We start from the raw sequence: 15,678 nt of genomic DNA on the forward strand, positions 1-15,678 counted from the left end.
GCGAGGGGACAGGGCACAGCCCCGGCTCCTAGTCCTGCTCCTGGGGCGGGCTGCCGGGCTCGGCCCCGGAACCCGGCCGGGGGTCGACCAGACGCGGGGCATGCTCCGGAAGGCTTCGTGGGCTAGGCGGGGACGTGGCGGACGTTTTGGCGGACCCAGTCGACGATCGACGTCGTCGTCGCGCCGGGGGTGAAGATCTCGGCTACGCCTTGTTCCTTCAGCGGGGGGATGTCCGCCTCGGGGATGATGCCGCCGCCGAAGACCTTGATGTCCTCCGCCTCGCGCTCCCGCAGCAGCTCCAGCACCTTGGCGAAGAGGGTCATATGGGCACCGGAGAGGATCGAGAGGCCGATCGCGTCGGCGTCCTCCTGGATCGCGGTGTCGACGATCTGCTCGGGGGTCTGGTGGAGGCCGGTGTAGATGACCTCCATGCCCGCATCGCGCAGCGCCCGCGCGATGACCTTCGCGCCGCGGTCGTGGCCGTCGAGGCCCGGTTTGGCCACCACCACACGGATCGGACCGGTCACACCCATCGCAGCCTCCAAGCCCTAGCGCGCGCATCCGCGTGAACGAACGTTATCCCCAGCTTCCCGCAAGCATCCCCTACCCGGCAGTTTCGTGAAGCGCAGCGAGGGGGAAATCACACCCGGGACACGTTCGACCTCGGGTCGACCACCAAGGGGAGCCGCAGCGGGGACCGTCGCACCGCGTAGTGCCGCCCGGCAGCCGTATGGACGGCGGCATGGCATGGGCATGGCGTCGCGGTGCGACGGCGCGGTCCGTTACGCCACAGCCACGGACCCGGTCATGGCCACGGCTGCCCGCAACGCACGCGCACAAGGGGGCGGTCGCCGTGGGCCTCAAGCAGAGCAGCCGGATGCGGGCGTTGGCGCTGGATCTGGCGATCCTCGCCGGGCATCTCCTCCTCTACCCCACCGGCCTCCGGCAGGAGCGCCCGCCCGCCGCGCCGCCGCCCGACCTCCAGGGGCAACGCCCCGTGCTGCTGCTCCACGGCTTCATCGACAACCGTTCCGTCTTCGTACTGCTGCGCCGTTCCCTCCTCCGGCACGGAAGGCAGCATGTCGAGGCCCTCAACTACTCCCCCCTGACCTGCGACCTCCGCACCGCCGCCGCACTGCTCGCGCGCCATGTCGAGGACGTCCTCGCGCGCACCGGCCACCGTCAGGTGGACATCGTGGGGCACAGCCTCGGCGGACTGATCGCGCGCTACTACGTGCAGCGACTGGGCGGCGACGTGCGGGTGCACTCCCTGGTCACGCTGGGCACCCCGCACTCCGGCACCCGCATCGCGCCCTTGTTGTCCGCACATCCGCTCGTGCGTCAGATGCGCCCGGACTCCGAGGTGATAACGGAGTTGAGGCAGCCTGCCCCCGAATGCCGTACGCGTTTCGTTTCTTTCTGGAGTGATGTGGATCAGTTGATGATCCCGGCGGAAGTCGCCCGCATAGACCATCCAGATCTGATCTTTCGCAACATCCGGGTCAGCGGTGTGGGACATCTCGCTCTACCGGTCCACTCGGCCGTCGCCGCGGGGATCCGGGAGGCCCTGGACGCCGCCAATGCGGCGCGGACGGACACTTCGGGCGCGTTCTCGGTCGCCTGATACGGCCGAAAATTGACGAACAACCGTCGAACGGCGGGCCAAGACCGGGCGCACAGTCAACCGAAAGAGGTCCAAATGCCCTTTCCCGTGCTGCCCAAAACTTGCTGAAGATTGTCGCTCCCGCGTACCGCCGGGTACAGTCGCCGCTAATTCTCCTGCAGCCGAGGCGAAAGAGAAGTTGGTGGTGAACGACCGTCACCCGTCGGGGGCAACCCCGGCCGTCCCTGCTCCCGACGCCTCGTATTCCCATGACGAGGTCTACGGCCAGCAGCAGGACACAGCGCACGGTTACGCCGGGTACGACGGCTACTCCACCGGCAGCTTCGACGACCTCGGGGCCGCCTACGGTGAGGCCGACCCCCTCTTCGGCTCCCTCCCGGGCAGCTACGGGGACGGCGGCCAGGGCGACCCGCACGGCGGGCACAGCGGCCAGTACGACGCGACCCAGTGGGGCGGTGGCGCCACGTACGACACCGGCGCCTACGACACCACCGCGATGTGGGCCGCCTCGGGCTATCAACTCCCTACCGACGTTCCCTCCCAGCGGCAGGACGAAACCGGCGGCCAGTGGGACGCGGGTGCCTGGGACACGGGCTCCTGGGACACCCAGACGCACTCCCAGCAGCAGCAGTGGGACCACCAGCAGCAGCACGAGCAGCAGCAGTGGGACACGGGCTCGTACGAGACGTATGACACATACGAGACGTACGACAACTACGACACCACCGGGCAGTTCGATACCGGACAGGTCGATACGGGCCACTTCGACACCGGTGCGTACGACGTCTCGGGGCAGTACGAGGTCATCAGTCAGCAGGCCGCGTACGACACCTCCGGGGTCGACACCGGGCAGACCCAGTTCTGGGACACCTCCGCCTACGCGACGGTCGACGAGGCGCAGCAGTACGACGAGGCGCAGTACGAGTCGCCGTACGACGAGTCACAGCACGAGGGCCTTCCGTACGACGACGGGACCGCGGCCTTCGACCAGACCGCCGTCTTCGAGTCCGTACCCGAGCCGGAACCCAGTCCCGAGTCCGAGCCCGTCGCCGACATCACGCCGCCGCCCGCCCCCGTCGCCGCCACCGCCGCCGTCGGCCGCTCCGGCGGCCGCGCCCGCCGCCGTAGCGCGCCCGCCCGCCCCAAGCGTTCCGCCCTCCTCACCGTCGCCGTCCCCTCCGTCTGCGCGCTCGGCGTGACCGCCGTGGCCGCCGCCTCCGTGAGCGGCATGTCCAACGACAAGAAGGACGACACGACCACGCAGGCGGCCCCCGACGTGCAGCCCGTCAAGGCATCCGTCGCCAACAGCGAGATGGACACCCGGCTCGCCGGGGTCGACGACGGCGTCAACGACTTCCGGGAGCGCGCCAGCCGTACCCAGGAGCGGATCGACCTCAAGGAGCGCCAGGAGGCCGAGAAGAAGCGCAAGGCCGCCGAGGCGGCGCGCAAGGAGGCGATGCGGCCGAAGTTCGTGCTTCCGGTGAAGCAGCACGGGCTGAGCGCCACGTTCGGTCAGGCGGGCCTCAACTGGATGTCGCTGCACAGCGGGATCGACTTCCCGGTCAGCGAGGGCACGCCCGTCATGGCCGCGACCGACGGCACCGTGCGGACGCAGTGGAACGACGCCTTCGGCAACATGGTCATATTGACCGCTCCCGACGGTACGGAGACCTGGTACTGCCACCTCAGCAGCACCAAGATCCGCTCCGGGACGGTCAAGGCCGGGGACGTCATGGCCTACTCGGGGAACTCCGGCAACTCCACCGGCCCGCATCTGCACTTCGAGGTGCACCCGGGCGGCGGGGCGGCCGTGGACCCGCAGCCGTGGCTGCGCAGCCACGGCCTCGACCCCAACTGACCGGCCCTCACCTCACCCACACGACAACCAGGTCAGAGCTTTTCGACCGGCGCGTACCGCAGCAGAAGCCGCTTCGGCTTCTCGCCGCCGAAGTCGATCGTCGCCTCCGCGTTGTCCCCGGTGCCCTTCACCGCCACCACGGTGCCGAGCCCGAACGAGTCGTGCGTCACCCGGTCCCCGATGGCCAGCGAGACCACCGGGCGGTCCTTCGCCCGCCGCGTCGCGAAACCGGACGCGGAGGACGCGGCAGCCCCGGAGCGTGAACGCGACGACGACAGCCCGCCCCCCGAGCCCGTCATGGCGCCCATCGACGCCGACGGGGTCGCGGGCCCGGTACGCCGCCACTGCACGTACTGGTCGGGGATCTCCTCCAGGAAGCGCGACGGCGGGTTGTACGAGGGCGTGCCCCAGGCGCTGCGCATCGTCGACCGCGACAGATACAGCCGCTCGCGGGCGCGCGTGATCCCGACGTACGCCAGCCGGCGCTCCTCCTCCAGTTCCTTGGTCTGGCCGAGCGCGCGCATGTGCGGGAAGACCCCGTCCTCCATGCCGCTGAGGAAGACCACCGGGAACTCCAGCCCCTTGGCCGTGTGCAGCGTCATCAGGGTGATGACCCCGGCCCCTTCCTCGTCCTCATCCGGAATCTGGTCGGAGTCGGCGACGAGCGCGACCTGCTCCAGGAAGTCCGCGAGCGTGCCGGGGTTCTCCTCGCCCCGGTCCTGCTCGAACTCCAGGGCCACGGAGGCCAGCTCCTGGAGGTTCTCGATGCGCGTCTCGTCCTGCGGATCGGTGGACGCCTGGAGCTCGGCGAGATAGCCGGTGCGCTCCAGCACGGCCTCCAGGACGGTCGCCGGGCCCGCGCCCGACTCCACGATGGTGCGCAGCTCCTCCATGAGCGCGTTGAACCGCTTGACCGCGTTCGCCGAGCGGGCCGCCATGCCGTACGCCTCGTCTACGCGGCGCAGCGCCTGCGGGAAGGTGATCTTCTCGCGCGACGCGAGCGCGTCGATCATCGCTTCGGCGCGGTCACCGATGCCGCGCTTGGGCACGTTCATGATGCGGCGCAGCGGTACGGCGTCCTCGGGGTTGGCCAGCACGCGCAGGTACGCGAGGACGTCGCGGACCTCCTTGCGCTCGTAGAAGCGGACTCCGCCGACGACCTTGTACGGCAGCCCGACCCGGATGAAGATCTCTTCGAAGACACGGGACTGGGCGTTGGTGCGGTAGAAGACCGCGACGTCCCCGGCCCGGGCGTCCCCGGCGTCCGTCAGCCGGTCGATCTCGTCGGCGACGAACTGGGCCTCGTCGTGCTCGGTGTCGGCGACGTAGCCGGTGATGGTGGCGCCCGTGCCCGCCTCGGTCCACAGGTTCTTCGGGCGGCGGTTCTCGTTGCGCTCGATGACGGCGTTGGCGGCGCTCAGGATGGTCTGGGTGGAGCGGTAGTTCTGCTCCAGCAGGATCGTGCGCGCGTCCGGATAGTCCTCCTCGAACTGGAGGATGTTACGGATCGTGGCACCCCGGAACGCGTAGATCGACTGGTCGGCGTCGCCCACGACGCACAGCTCCCCGGCCGGCACCTCGTCCGTGCCCGGGCCCACCAGCTCGCGCACCAGCGTGTACTGAGCGTGGTTGGTGTCCTGGTACTCGTCGACCAGGACGTGCCGGAAGCGGCGGCGGTAGTGCTCGGCGACGTCCGGGAACGCCTGGAGCAGATTGACCGTGGTCATGATGATGTCGTCGAAGTCGAGGGCGTTGGCCTCGCGCAGCCTCGACTGGTACATCGCGTACGCCTCGGCGAGCGTCTTCTCGAACCCGTCCGCCGCCTGACCGGCGAAGGTCTCCTCGTCGATCAGCTCGTTCTTCAGGTTGGAGATCTTGGCGCTGAACGACTTCGGCGGGAACTTCTTCGGGTCGAGGTCGAGATCCCGGCACACCAGCGCCATCAGCCGCTTCGAGTCGGCGGCGTCGTAGATCGAGAACGATGAGGTGAAGCCCAGCTTCTTCGACTCGCGGCGCAGGATGCGGACGCACGCGCTGTGGAAGGTCATCACCCACATGGCGTTCGCCCGCGGGCCGACCAGCTCCTCGACCCGCTCCTTCATCTCCCCCGCCGCCTTGTTGGTGAAGGTGATGGCGAGGATCTGACCGGGGTGCACATGGCGGGTGCCGAGCAGATAGGCGATGCGGTGGGTGAGCACCCGGGTCTTGCCGGACCCGGCCCCCGCGACGATCAGCAGCGGCGAGCCGGTGTGCTCCACGGCGGCCCGCTGCTGCTCGTTCAGCCCCTCCAGCAGCGCCGCCGGGTCGAGGACGGGGCGGGCCGCACCGTCCCGGTAGTACGCCTCTCTGGGGCCGCCGGTCGGCACCGGTGCGTCAAAGTTCCCCTCGGGCCTGGCGGCCCCGGGGAGACCCCACTCGCTGAAGAGGTGGTGCGGCACGTCCTCGCCGCCTGAACCGCCCGCCGGGCCCGGGTGTGCGGAATCCTCGGGCGGCGGGGGCTCCTCGTCAGGGGCCCCGAGATCCGCCAGGAAGCTGTCGTCAAAGAGGCTGCTCATCGCTCACCGAGTTTAGGCGGCCCCACTGACAGCCTACGCATGGACTGCGCATGGATGTCACGAAACGGTTTCGGGCAAAACGACCACCAGCCTTCACAGGAGCCCCACGAGTTGGCTACCGTCCTCCCTCAGGCAGCCCGCAGACCCGTCGGCGAACCGCGTCGGCCCGGGCGGCCTCCGCCGAGTCCGGCCACGTCGCAAGGCGCCCGGAGCCGGGGACCCAGAACGCAACACCGGGGTGAATCGGCCCGAGCGGCAGGTACGACGTCACGACGCGCCGTCCGTCCGCAGAGGCCGTAGGGCAACCTTCCGAACCGCCCGAACCCGACAGCTAACCCGGTAGGCGGTCCACGGAAGGAGTCGCCTCCCTTGGCGTCGCACCGCAAGCCGCGGACCCGAATACCCACCGCCGCCTCGTCCACCGGGCGCCGCACCGCCGTCGGATTCACCACCGCCGCCCTCGCCTCCGTCACCCTCCTCTCCCAGACCGCGAACGCCGCCCCGGGCGACCCGAAGCCCGGCACCACGCAGTCGATCGAGGCGGTAAAGGAGAAGGTGGACACCCTCTACCACCAGGCGGAATCCGCCACCCAGCACTACAACGCCGCCAAGGAGCGCGCCGCGCAGCAGCGCACCAAGGTCAACCGGCTGCTGGACGATGTCGCCGAGAACACCGAGAAGCTGAACGAGGCCCGCCGCACGCTCGGCACCTACGCCGCGGCCCAGTATCGCGACGGCGGCGTGACCTCGAGCGCCGCGACCCTGCTGTTCTCCAACGATCCGCAGGACCTCTTCGACCAGTCCCATCTGATGAACCGGATGGCCGGTTCTCAGAAGAAGGCCGTCGACGACTTCCAGACGCAGGCGGCGAAGGTCGCCAAGGAGCGCGGCGAGGCGGCCAAGAGCCTGGAGTCGCTGAACGAGACCCAGCGGGAGCTGAAGACCAAGAAGAAGTCCGTCCAGGACAAGCTCGCGCAGGCCCGCCGGCTGCTGGCGAACCTGACCGCCAAGGAGAAGGCGCGGCTGGCGGCGATCGAGAAGAAGAAGGCCGAGGAGGCGCGGCGCAAGGCGGCCGAGCTGGCCGAGAAGCAGCGGGAGGCGGCGGCCCGGCAGAAGCAGCAGGAACAGGAGCAGCAGTCGAGCGGAAACTCCTCTTCCGGTTCCGGAAGCAGCTCCGAAAGCAGCTCCGGCTCGTCCACCTCCACGAGCAGCACCAAGGCCGCCAAGGCGATCGACTTCGCGGAGTCCCAGCTGGGCAAGCCGTACGTGTGGGGCGCCACCGGCCCCAACTCCTATGACTGCTCAGGGCTCACCCAGGCCGCCTGGAAGGCCGCCGGTGTCGCGCTGCCGCGCACCACATGGGACCAGGTGAAGGCCGGTACGCGCGTCTCGACCTCCGACCTCAAGCCCGGCGACCTCGTCTTCTTCTACGACGACATCAGCCACGTCGGCCTCTACATCGGCAACGGGATGATGATCCACGCGCCGAAGCCGGGGGACGTGGTGAAGAAGGCGCCGATCACCGAGATGCCGATCTACGGGAGCGTGCGGCCCGCCTAGCCGCGGTGAGCGGTGGCGGCTGCCCGATACGCGGGCAGCCGCCGCCGCTCCCCCATCACGTGCCCGGCTTACGCCCGTACACGTACACGTCGTCGCCGTTCCGCAACAGGCTCCAGTACTTCTTCGCGTCACCGGACCGCATGTTGACGCAGCCGTGGGAGCCGGGCGGCGACCATACGCTTCCCGCGATGGAGTGGAACGCCTGCCCGCCGTCGAAGAACTGGCTGTACGGCATGGCCACGTCGTAGATCGTCGACCAGTGGTCGATGTCCCGCCAGTAGATCTTCTTCAGCCCGGTGCGGGTCTCGTACTTGTCCCGCCCGCTGCGCACCGGCACCGGCCCGAACACCAGCCGCGAACCGTCCTGCACCCAGCTGAGCTGCCGGGTGAGGTCGACGCAGGCGATGCGGCCCTTGTTGGTGGGGCACTTGCGCGCCGCGTTGGGGTTGTGCCCCGCCGCCTTCTGCGCGTTGATCAGCTTCATGATGCCCCAGGTGACGGGGCCCGCGTAGCCGATCGTCGGGCTTATGCCGTGGTTGATCTGGAATCTCTGCGTCGCGCGGCAGTCCCCCGAGGACTGCCGACCGTCGACGGGACGGCCGAGGAACTTCTCGACCTGCTTCTGATACGGACCGGTGCTCGCCGTGCACGAGGTCGCCGCCTGCGCCGGTGCCGCACCGAACGCGACCGACAGCGGCACCACCATGCCCGCCACACCCAAGGCGACCGCCGTGCGGCGGCGCCATGCCCGCCACGCCCCGAACCCTGCCGTTACCCCCATTGCGCGCTCCCTCCGGGCTTGCCCTTCTCGGGTAAGACAGTCGAAGAGTGCGTCGGGTTGCGCTTACAGGTGCGATTTCCCCCATTCCGCCCCTTCGCGCCCCCGGGTTGGCCCACCGGAACGGGGCAGAGGGAGATCCGGGATCAGGTCCCGGATCAGGTCCAGAGCACGGCGATGAAGATGTTCACCGTGGTCAGCGCGCCGACCGCGCCGAACACCGCGGGCTCCACCTTCTCCTCGTCCCGCTTCACATACACCAGGCCCAGGATCACGACCAGCAGCGCCAGCTTGACGCCGATCTTGACCGTGTTGACGGTCTGATCGTCCGCCTGGTTCAGCCCGACCAGTGCGGCGCCCGTGACCAGCATGGTCAGCGCTCCGTGCAGCATCCCCGGCGTCATCCGCGCGCCGTCCCCGCGTACCGCCGTGAGCTGGGAGAGGAAGCCTCCCAGCAGGGCGGCGATGCCGACGATGTGCAGGCCGACGAACACATTGATGAGTACGTCCATGGCATCGGAGACTAGCGCCGCACATATCACCGCCAGTCACCCGGGTGCGCCCCGATCAGCACATCGGTCACAGCCGCCCCGATCCCGCCCACCCCACGCCGCCCCCGCGATCAGCAGGCGCCACCGGTGAGACGAAACCGTCCAGCTCCGGTCATCTCAGCGCGCCGCGCCGCGGCCCCGCCTAGCTTCCCCTCCAGAACGCACGACCCGCATCTGTCCCCGCACCGAAACGGAAGGTGAGACGCCGCAGTGGCGCCGCAGCCCCCCACGAAGCCGAAGCAGCGGCACCGCCCGTCGCTCACCAGCACCACCATCCGCACCGCCGCGACCCTCGCCCTCGCGGGCGCCGCCTCAGCGACCGCCCTCCCGGGCATCGGGCACGCCGAGCCCCGTCTGACGCCCGCCCAGGTGAAGGCGAAGGTCGACGCGTACCAGCGGGAGGCGGAGGAGGCCACCGAGAAGTACGACGGCGCCCGGGCCGCAGCCGCCACGGCGCAGCGGTCGCTCCACCGGTTACGCGACGAGGCGAGCCGCCGCACCGCCCGCCTCAACACGGCGCGCAACGCCCTCGGCGCGTTCGCCACCGCCCAGTACCGCTCCGGCACCGTCGCCCCCACGCTTCAGCTGGCCCTGTCCTCCTCCCCCGCCCAGTACCTCCAGCGCGCCGCGCTCGCCGACCGCGCGGGCGACCGCCAGGCCGTGACGATCGCGCGCATCACCCGCGAGGAGCGGTCGCTGCGCCGCGTCCGGGGCGAGGCGGCCGACCGGCTCCGTGCGCTGCGCGCCGCGCAGGCGGCCGCGGCGCGCCATAAACAGGCCGTCCAGGAGAAGCTGGCCGCGGCCGACGCGCTGCTGACCAAGCTGACGCGCGAGCAGCGCGACCGCCTCCGCGCCGCCCAGGACGCCCACCCCTCGGCGTCCCCGCACCACGCCACCCCCGCCCGCACCGGCGGCCGGGCGGCCCGCGCCATCTCCTTCGCGTACGGGGCGATCGGCAAGCCGTACGTCTGGGGCGCGACCGGGCCGCACGGCTACGACTGCTCGGGCCTGACCCAGGCCGCCTGGCGCGCCGCCGGGGTGTCCCTGCCGCGTACCACCTACACCCAGATCAACGCGGGCCGCCGCATCTCGCGCGGCGAACTGGCCCCCGGTGACCTGGTCTTCTTCTACTCCGGCGTCAGCCATGTCGGCCTCTACATCGGCAACGGCCTCATGATCCACGCCCCGCGCCCCGGCGCCCCGGTCCGGGTGGCCCCGATCGACCAGATGCCCTTCGCGGGCGCGGCCCGCCCCGCTTGAGGCCCCCGGCCTGAGGCCACCCGGCATGCCGATTACTTGTACGTGATGTCCCAGTGGTTGCCCTCGTTGGCGTAGATGTTGCCCGCCGAGGACCGGTACATGGGCGCCCCGTCACCCCGCCTGCCGATGTAGGCGTACTGGCGCTTGATGAAGCGGGTGACGCAGGTCGTGGGCGCGATGTCGACCTTGTAGCCGTTCCAGTGGCTGCGCGTACCCGAGGCGTGCCCGGTCTCCGTGCCCCCGGTGATGGTGACCCGGCAGCGGCTGGCCCGCTTGAAGGCGATGACGCCCGTGATGGTGCCGGAGTTGACTTTGGTGAAGGAGGTACAGGTCCTCCGGTTGCGGTCGGAGCAGTTGCCGCTGGAGGTCCAGCTGATACCGGCCGCCCGCAGCTTGGCCGCCGCCTGGCTGTGCGTCAGCTTGGTGCCGCTCGCCTCCGCGGTGGCGGCGGGCAGGAGGACGGCGGTCGCCGCGGCTGCGGCCACGGCGGCGGCGCAACCACGGTGTGCGAGGCGCTTGAGGGACATGAAGCGTTCCTTTCGTCGCGGTGAGCGTGCTTCTGCGTTCGCCCTGATCGTGTCGGCGCGGCCGCCGTCCCGGCCAGCGTCGGCCGGGCACCGCGGTCAACACGGGACGTCCCGCGCGCCGACCTGCGGAATGGGACGGTCCGAGTACGGTGCGGCGGGATGCGCGGGACGGCCGTCGCACCCCCGGACGGGGCGGTGAAACGGGTGCGAACAGGTGTCACGATTTGTGTTTGTTCTATCGCTGTCGGTAATAGTGGGGAACGCAAAATCAGCGCCCGCTGAGCACACCGGGGGTGGGGATGCCGCGCTGGAAACCGCTGTCTGAGGAGACGGACCCCAGCGTCCGCCGACTGGTCGCGCATCTCCGCAGGACCAAGGACCGCAGTGGGCTGAGCCTGGCCGCGCTGGCGGCCAAGACCGGGTGCAGCAGATCGTCGTGGGAGCGGTACCTGAGCGGGCGCGCGCTGCCGTCGCAACAGGCGATAGCGGCCCTGTGCGAGCTGAGCGGCACGGACCGGGCCCGGCTGCTGGCGCTTCGGGAGGTCGCGGAGACGGTCTGGGGCGCGTCCGCCGTGGCGAACGCGAACATGGACGAGGACGAGGACCGGGGCGAGGGCCAGAACGACCGGGACGACCAGGACGAGGCGGGCCCGGCAGCCGACAGCGGGGGCGACGAGGCGGGGCGAGGCGTCGCACGCGGGGTCTTCACGCTGGTGGTGACGGTGGCGTTCGCCGGTGCCGCAGCGGCCGGAGTGCTCCTCGGCCGGGGGCCGCAGCCGGAGGCAAGGGCGGCAACCAGGCTCCCTCCGGTGCGCTGTGACGTGCGGTCGGAAGAGGGCGCGCTCTACGCGGGCCACAGCCGGACCTGGAAGGAGACGATCGGGCTCGGCTACTACGGGGAGAGGGTGGCCGAGGCGGAGTGTCTGCTCGGCCATCACGGCTACGACACCGGCCGAGTGGACGGCCTCTACGACATCGCCACCCGCAACGCCGCCCGACGCGCGCAGCGGGACGCCGGAGTGGTGCCCGACGGGATCATCGGGCAGCACACCTGGCCCGTGCTGCGCCGGGAGGGGTGAGCGGGATCATGCAGTGGAAGCCGTTGCCGGACGCGCTCAGCCCCGAGTGCGCACGGTTCGTCACCAGGCTGCGGGAGCTGAAGGACCGCGCGGGGGTGAGCCTGGCGGTACTGGCCGAGCGGACGGCGTACAGCAAGTCGTCGTGGGACCGCTGCCTGAACGGCAGGACGCTGCCGCCGCGGCAAGCGGTGGAGGGCCTGTGCCGACTGGCCGGACAGCCCGCCGGGCCCATTCTCGCCCTGTGGGAGCTGGCCGACCTCACCTGGCGCGACCGCCCGTCCGGCACCGAGGCACCGGCAGGCCCCGCGCCCGTGTCCGTGTCCGCACCCGCACCCGCACCCGCACCCGCACCCGAGGTACCCCAGCGGATCGTGGCCACCCGACGGCGCTACCCCGTGTGGGCGGTGGCGGTCACCGCCGCCCTGGTCGCCACGGTCACCCTCCCGCTCGCCTGGTGTCTGACCGGCGCCGTAGGCCCCCGGCCGGCAGCGCCGCGCCCCCCGGCGGCGATCGCCACCGCGCAGGCCCTCTGCACGGGCCGCGACTGTCAGGGCGAGGACCCCGCGGCGGCGTGGTGCGTCAGCGGGTCCGAGACGGTCGTCAGGAAGCGCACCTCCGAGGGCACCTGGTTCGAGGTGCGCTACCGCAAGTCGTGCGGAGCGGCGTGGGGCCGTATGTGGTTCTCCCGGCCGGGGGACCGGCTCGTCGTCACCCTGCCCGGTGAGCGGCGCAGCGTGGCTGACACCGACCCGGCGAGGACCGGCGGCTACCACACCACCCCCATGCTGACGACGGACACGCCCCGGCGCGTAGTCGCCTGCTACCACCCGAGACATGGCGCGCACGTGTGCGTCGGCGGCTGAGGCTCAGCCGCGAAGGAACGGGATCAGGTGGTCGAGCAGGGCGCCCGGGGCCTCCTCGGGCACGTAGTGACCGCAGTCCGGAAGCACGACGCTGTCGAGCCGTTCGGTCACCGGGTCGAGCAGGGCGGCGAGGCGTTCGCCCTGGCCGCGGGCTCCGGCGACGCCGAGGACCGGCATGCGGAGCGGGTGCTGCTTGCGGCGGTTGTTCTGGGCGATGTTGTCGTCCGTGGCCCGGTAGTACTCGAAGCTGGCGCGCAGCGCTTCGGGGTCGCGGGCGAGGGTTTCGACATAGAAGCCGATGGCCGAGTCCGGCAGCGGCTGGGCCGCCTTCACCCGGAACTGATTGCCGTAGTAGATGTCCTCGCGGCCGCGCACGAGCTGTTCGTTGACGTCGCGCTTCCGGTTGAAGGCGAAGTGCCACAGCATGTCGTTCTGCGCCTCGGGGCCGAAGACGGGGATGTCGGGCGCGAGTCCGGGGATCATGGCGTCGAGCAGGGCGAGGCGTTCGACCGCGTCGCCGTGGTCGGCGGCGATGGCGTAGCCGATCCACATGCCGACGTCGTGCCCGGCCATCGCGAAGCGCTCGTGGCCGAGCGCCCGCATGAGGGCGACGAGTTCGGCCGCCACGGTGCCGGTGTCGTATCCGTCGCGCGGCTTGTCGGACGGCCCGACGCCGCGCGGGTCGACCGCGACGACGCGGAAGTGTTCCGCGAGGCGCGGCATGACGTGGCGCCACACGTACCAGTTCTGCGGCCAGCCGCCGACCAGGAGCAGGGGCTGCCCGGCGCCGCCCTGCACGGTGTGCAGGGCGACGTCGCCGACGCGGACGAGGCTGCTGTCGAAGACGTCCGTGAAGCCGTCGGGAAGCCAGGGGACGCCGGTCACGGTGCCGAAGCCGGTGAGCGGCCGGGGGGTGGTCGTGGGGGTGGTCGTCGTCATGTTGTTCTCCTTGCACGGGTGTCGGGTCACGGTGACGGGTTCGGGTCACGGTGAAGGGGACAGGGAAGGGCGACGACCGGCCCCGCCAACCGTCCGGCTGAGGAAGACGATCGCGGTGAGGAGTGCGGCGAGGAGGGCGGAGAACCACAGCGTCGCTGTCGTCGGGTCGGTCAGTTGTGCGGCGAGGCCGAGGCCGAGGGAGGTGAGGACGAGGCCCGTGTAGGCGGCGAGGAAGAAGGTCGCCAGGGCCTCGGCGCGCACGTCCGCGGGCGCGGCATTCGTGACCAGCGCGACCGCGCCCTTGAAGAGCGTGCCGGCGCCGATCCCGGCGATGACGCCTCCCGCGATGAAGAGGGCGGGGTCCGCTCGCACCATTCCTACGGCGACGGCGGCGCATCCCGCGGCTTCCGCGGCGACGCCGAGCCCCCGGCGCACCGCGGGCCGCAGGGCGCCGGTGAGGCTCTGGCCCAGCACCGCGGCGGCGAAGACGGCGAAGACCACGGCACCCGCGACGGCCGGCGACGTCTGGTGCAAGGTCGTCGCGACGAATCCCGGCGCCAGGGACGTGAAGAGCCCGAAGATCGCCAGGGCCGCGCAGCCGCACGCCACCGCCAGGCAGAAGGACCCGGCGCCGCCGTGCGGACGCACCCGCTGCATGCGGTACGGCACCGGGCGGGCGGGGCGGTCCACGGTCTCCGGCAGGGCGGTGACGGCGACGGCCCCGGCGACGAGGAGTGCCGCGAAAACGGCGTAGGGCGTATGGATCGGGGCCGGGGCGTACGCCGCGAGCAGCCCGGCGACCAGCGGGCCCACGCCGAGGCCGCCGACGTTCGCCGCCGTCGACACCGTTTCGAAGCGGCCCGCCTGCCCGGCCGTGAGCCGCGAGCGTATGTGGAGGTCCTGGAGGTAGGCGGTGGCGGTCGGGGTCGCCACGCCCACGCCGAGTCCGGTGACGAACCGGCCGAGGAGAAGGCCGGGGAGAGCGGGCCACACGAGGAAGAGGGCCGCCGCGGCCAGTTGGCACAGCAGTGCCGCGACGAGGGCCGGGCGACGGCCGGTGCGATCGGAGAGATGACCGGCGGCCACCAGCCCGACCGCCACGCCCACCGCGTACACCGCGAACACCACCGTCACGGTGAACGAACCGAAGCCGTCCCGCTCCTCGTAGAGCGGATACAGCGGCGTCGGCACGGTCGAGAACGCGGTGGTGACGGCGAAAACCACCGCCACGGCCCAGAACCCCACCCGGTACCGCCCGGAGCCGGACGGCTTGCCGTAGGGGATTCGAGGCTTTGTGTCCGGGGGCTTCCCAACGTCATTGGGGAACCGTTCCAAATGGTTCATGCGAACCTGTTTAAACGGTTCGCGCGAGCGATGTCAAACATTGGCCTCACAGCGGCGGAGCGTCTACGATGAACTCCCATGACCGGTTCACCTACGGCCTTCCGGCTCGGCAACGAGATCTTGGCGTTCCGCTTCGTCGCCACACTCAGCGAGCGGCGCGGCGAAGCGGTGGAACGGATCGCCACCCCGGACCAGCTGCGCGCCTGGCTCGCCGCCAACGGCCTGGGCGGCGGCACGGACATGCCGGTCTCCGGCGCCCTCCTGCGGGACGCCCGCGAACTGCGCGAGGCCATCCACCGGGCCGGTACCGCCGTCGCCGCCGACGACGTGCCGGACCCGGCGGACGAGGACCTGCTCAACCGCTGGACCGCGCGTCACCGGGCGCGGCTCGTCCTCACCGGCGGACGGGCCCGGTGGCGGCTCCCCGACACCGACCCCGCCCGCGCGGCCCTGGCCGTCGTCGCCGTCGACGCCGTCGCGACGCTCGGCGCGCACCACGGCGACGATGGCGACGGCGTGATCAAACGCTGCGAGCAGCGCAGCTGCGGCGGCCTCTTCCTCGACACCAGCCGCGGTCGGCGACGGCGCTGGTGCTCCATGTCGACCTGCGGAAACAAGGTCAAGAAGGCGAACCTCAAGGCGGCGCGGGACGGCGTCGCGGCCGGGCACGGCGACCGGATGAGCTGACGCCGGGACAGCATTGCCCTTGGCGCGCCGCTGCCCACGACTGTTCGGCCCTC

Annotated in this window: 14 protein-coding genes and 1 riboswitch; of the genes, 7 read left to right on the forward strand and 7 right to left on the reverse strand. The window is 71.1% G+C overall.

Annotated features, from left to right (window positions below; all coding sequences use genetic code 11):
- Nucleotides 1-122: 122 nt before the first annotated feature.
- Nucleotides 123-533 (reverse strand): cobalamin B12-binding domain-containing protein, encoded by a 411-nt coding sequence (locus ACH4TL_RS24710; RefSeq protein WP_398319426.1) that lies wholly within the window; start codon nucleotides 531-533, stop codon nucleotides 123-125.
- A 344-nt stretch (nucleotides 534-877) separates the two neighbouring features.
- Here ACH4TL_RS24710 and ACH4TL_RS24715 point away from each other — a divergent pair, with 344 nt between their 5' ends.
- Both ACH4TL_RS24715 and ACH4TL_RS24720 read left to right on the forward strand, forming a co-directional pair.
- A complete protein-coding gene (locus ACH4TL_RS24715) occupies nucleotides 878-1,624 on the forward strand; it encodes an esterase/lipase family protein (RefSeq protein WP_398319720.1) in 747 nt (248 codons plus the stop codon).
- Nucleotides 1,625-1,808: 184 nt separating this feature from the next.
- Nucleotides 1,809-3,482, forward strand: a complete 1,674-nt coding sequence (locus ACH4TL_RS24720) for a M23 family metallopeptidase (protein WP_398319423.1) — start codon at nucleotides 1,809-1,811, stop codon at nucleotides 3,480-3,482.
- 32 nt (nucleotides 3,483-3,514) lie between these two features.
- Here ACH4TL_RS24720 and pcrA read toward each other — a convergent pair whose 3' ends face one another.
- Complete coding sequence (pcrA, locus tag ACH4TL_RS24725; protein WP_398319420.1) at nucleotides 3,515-6,037, reverse strand: DNA helicase PcrA; 2,523 nt, start codon at nucleotides 6,035-6,037, stop codon at nucleotides 3,515-3,517.
- 168 nt (nucleotides 6,038-6,205) lie between these two features.
- Nucleotides 6,206-6,399: riboswitch (cyclic di-AMP (ydaO/yuaA leader) on the forward strand.
- Between the two features lie 7 nt (nucleotides 6,400-6,406).
- Between pcrA and ACH4TL_RS24730 the strand changes: the two genes are divergently transcribed.
- Entirely contained in the window at nucleotides 6,407-7,597 is a 1,191-nt protein-coding gene (locus ACH4TL_RS24730) for an NlpC/P60 family protein (protein ID WP_398319417.1), read from the forward strand.
- Nucleotides 7,598-7,652: 55 nt separating this feature from the next.
- Here ACH4TL_RS24730 and ACH4TL_RS24735 read toward each other — a convergent pair whose 3' ends face one another.
- The gene (locus ACH4TL_RS24735; RefSeq protein ID WP_398319414.1) at nucleotides 7,653-8,378 is read right to left on the reverse strand and encodes a L,D-transpeptidase family protein; all 726 of its coding nucleotides are present in this window, start codon (nucleotides 8,376-8,378) and stop codon (nucleotides 7,653-7,655) included.
- A 155-nt stretch (nucleotides 8,379-8,533) separates the two neighbouring features.
- A complete protein-coding gene (locus ACH4TL_RS24740; protein WP_398319411.1) occupies nucleotides 8,534-8,887 on the reverse strand; it encodes a hypothetical protein in 354 nt (117 codons plus the stop codon).
- A 249-nt stretch (nucleotides 8,888-9,136) separates the two neighbouring features.
- On the opposite strand from ACH4TL_RS24740, the gene ACH4TL_RS24745 reads away from it, so the two are divergent.
- On the forward strand, nucleotides 9,137-10,186 hold the full coding sequence (locus ACH4TL_RS24745) for an NlpC/P60 family protein (protein WP_398319408.1): 1,050 nt from the start codon (nucleotides 9,137-9,139) through the stop codon (nucleotides 10,184-10,186).
- Between the two features lie 32 nt (nucleotides 10,187-10,218).
- On the opposite strand, the gene ACH4TL_RS24750 is transcribed toward ACH4TL_RS24745, so the two are convergent.
- Entirely contained in the window at nucleotides 10,219-10,713 is a 495-nt protein-coding gene (locus tag ACH4TL_RS24750) for a hypothetical protein (protein WP_398319405.1), read from the reverse strand.
- 299 nt (nucleotides 10,714-11,012) lie between these two features.
- Here ACH4TL_RS24750 and ACH4TL_RS24755 point away from each other — a divergent pair, with 299 nt between their 5' ends.
- Nucleotides 11,013-11,792, forward strand: a complete 780-nt coding sequence (locus tag ACH4TL_RS24755) for a helix-turn-helix domain-containing protein (RefSeq protein ID WP_398319403.1) — start codon at nucleotides 11,013-11,015, stop codon at nucleotides 11,790-11,792.
- Between the two features lie 8 nt (nucleotides 11,793-11,800).
- Nucleotides 11,801-12,655: a DUF2690 domain-containing protein gene (locus ACH4TL_RS24760; RefSeq protein ID WP_398319400.1), complete on the forward strand. Its 855-nt coding sequence runs from the start codon at nucleotides 11,801-11,803 to the stop codon at nucleotides 12,653-12,655.
- 3 nt (nucleotides 12,656-12,658) lie between these two features.
- Here the strand turns inward: ACH4TL_RS24760 and ACH4TL_RS24765 are convergent, their stop codons facing one another.
- Complete coding sequence (locus tag ACH4TL_RS24765) at nucleotides 12,659-13,594, reverse strand: alpha/beta fold hydrolase (RefSeq protein ID WP_398319397.1); 936 nt, start codon at nucleotides 13,592-13,594, stop codon at nucleotides 12,659-12,661.
- A 45-nt stretch (nucleotides 13,595-13,639) separates the two neighbouring features.
- Nucleotides 13,640-14,938 carry an MFS transporter gene (locus tag ACH4TL_RS24770; RefSeq protein ID WP_398319394.1) on the reverse strand — a complete coding sequence of 433 codons (1,299 nt, stop codon included), beginning with the start codon at nucleotides 14,936-14,938 and terminating at the stop codon, nucleotides 13,640-13,642.
- Between the two features lie 78 nt (nucleotides 14,939-15,016).
- On the opposite strand from ACH4TL_RS24770, the gene ACH4TL_RS24775 reads away from it, so the two are divergent.
- The gene (locus ACH4TL_RS24775) at nucleotides 15,017-15,625 is read left to right on the forward strand and encodes a CGNR zinc finger domain-containing protein (RefSeq protein WP_398319391.1); all 609 of its coding nucleotides are present in this window, start codon (nucleotides 15,017-15,019) and stop codon (nucleotides 15,623-15,625) included.
- The last annotated feature ends 53 nt before the right edge of the window (nucleotides 15,626-15,678 follow it).

It is taken from the genome of Streptomyces sp. NPDC021115 (assembly GCF_044333065.1).
In the GTDB taxonomy this organism is placed as follows: Bacteria; Actinomycetota; Actinomycetes; order Streptomycetales; family Streptomycetaceae; genus Streptomyces.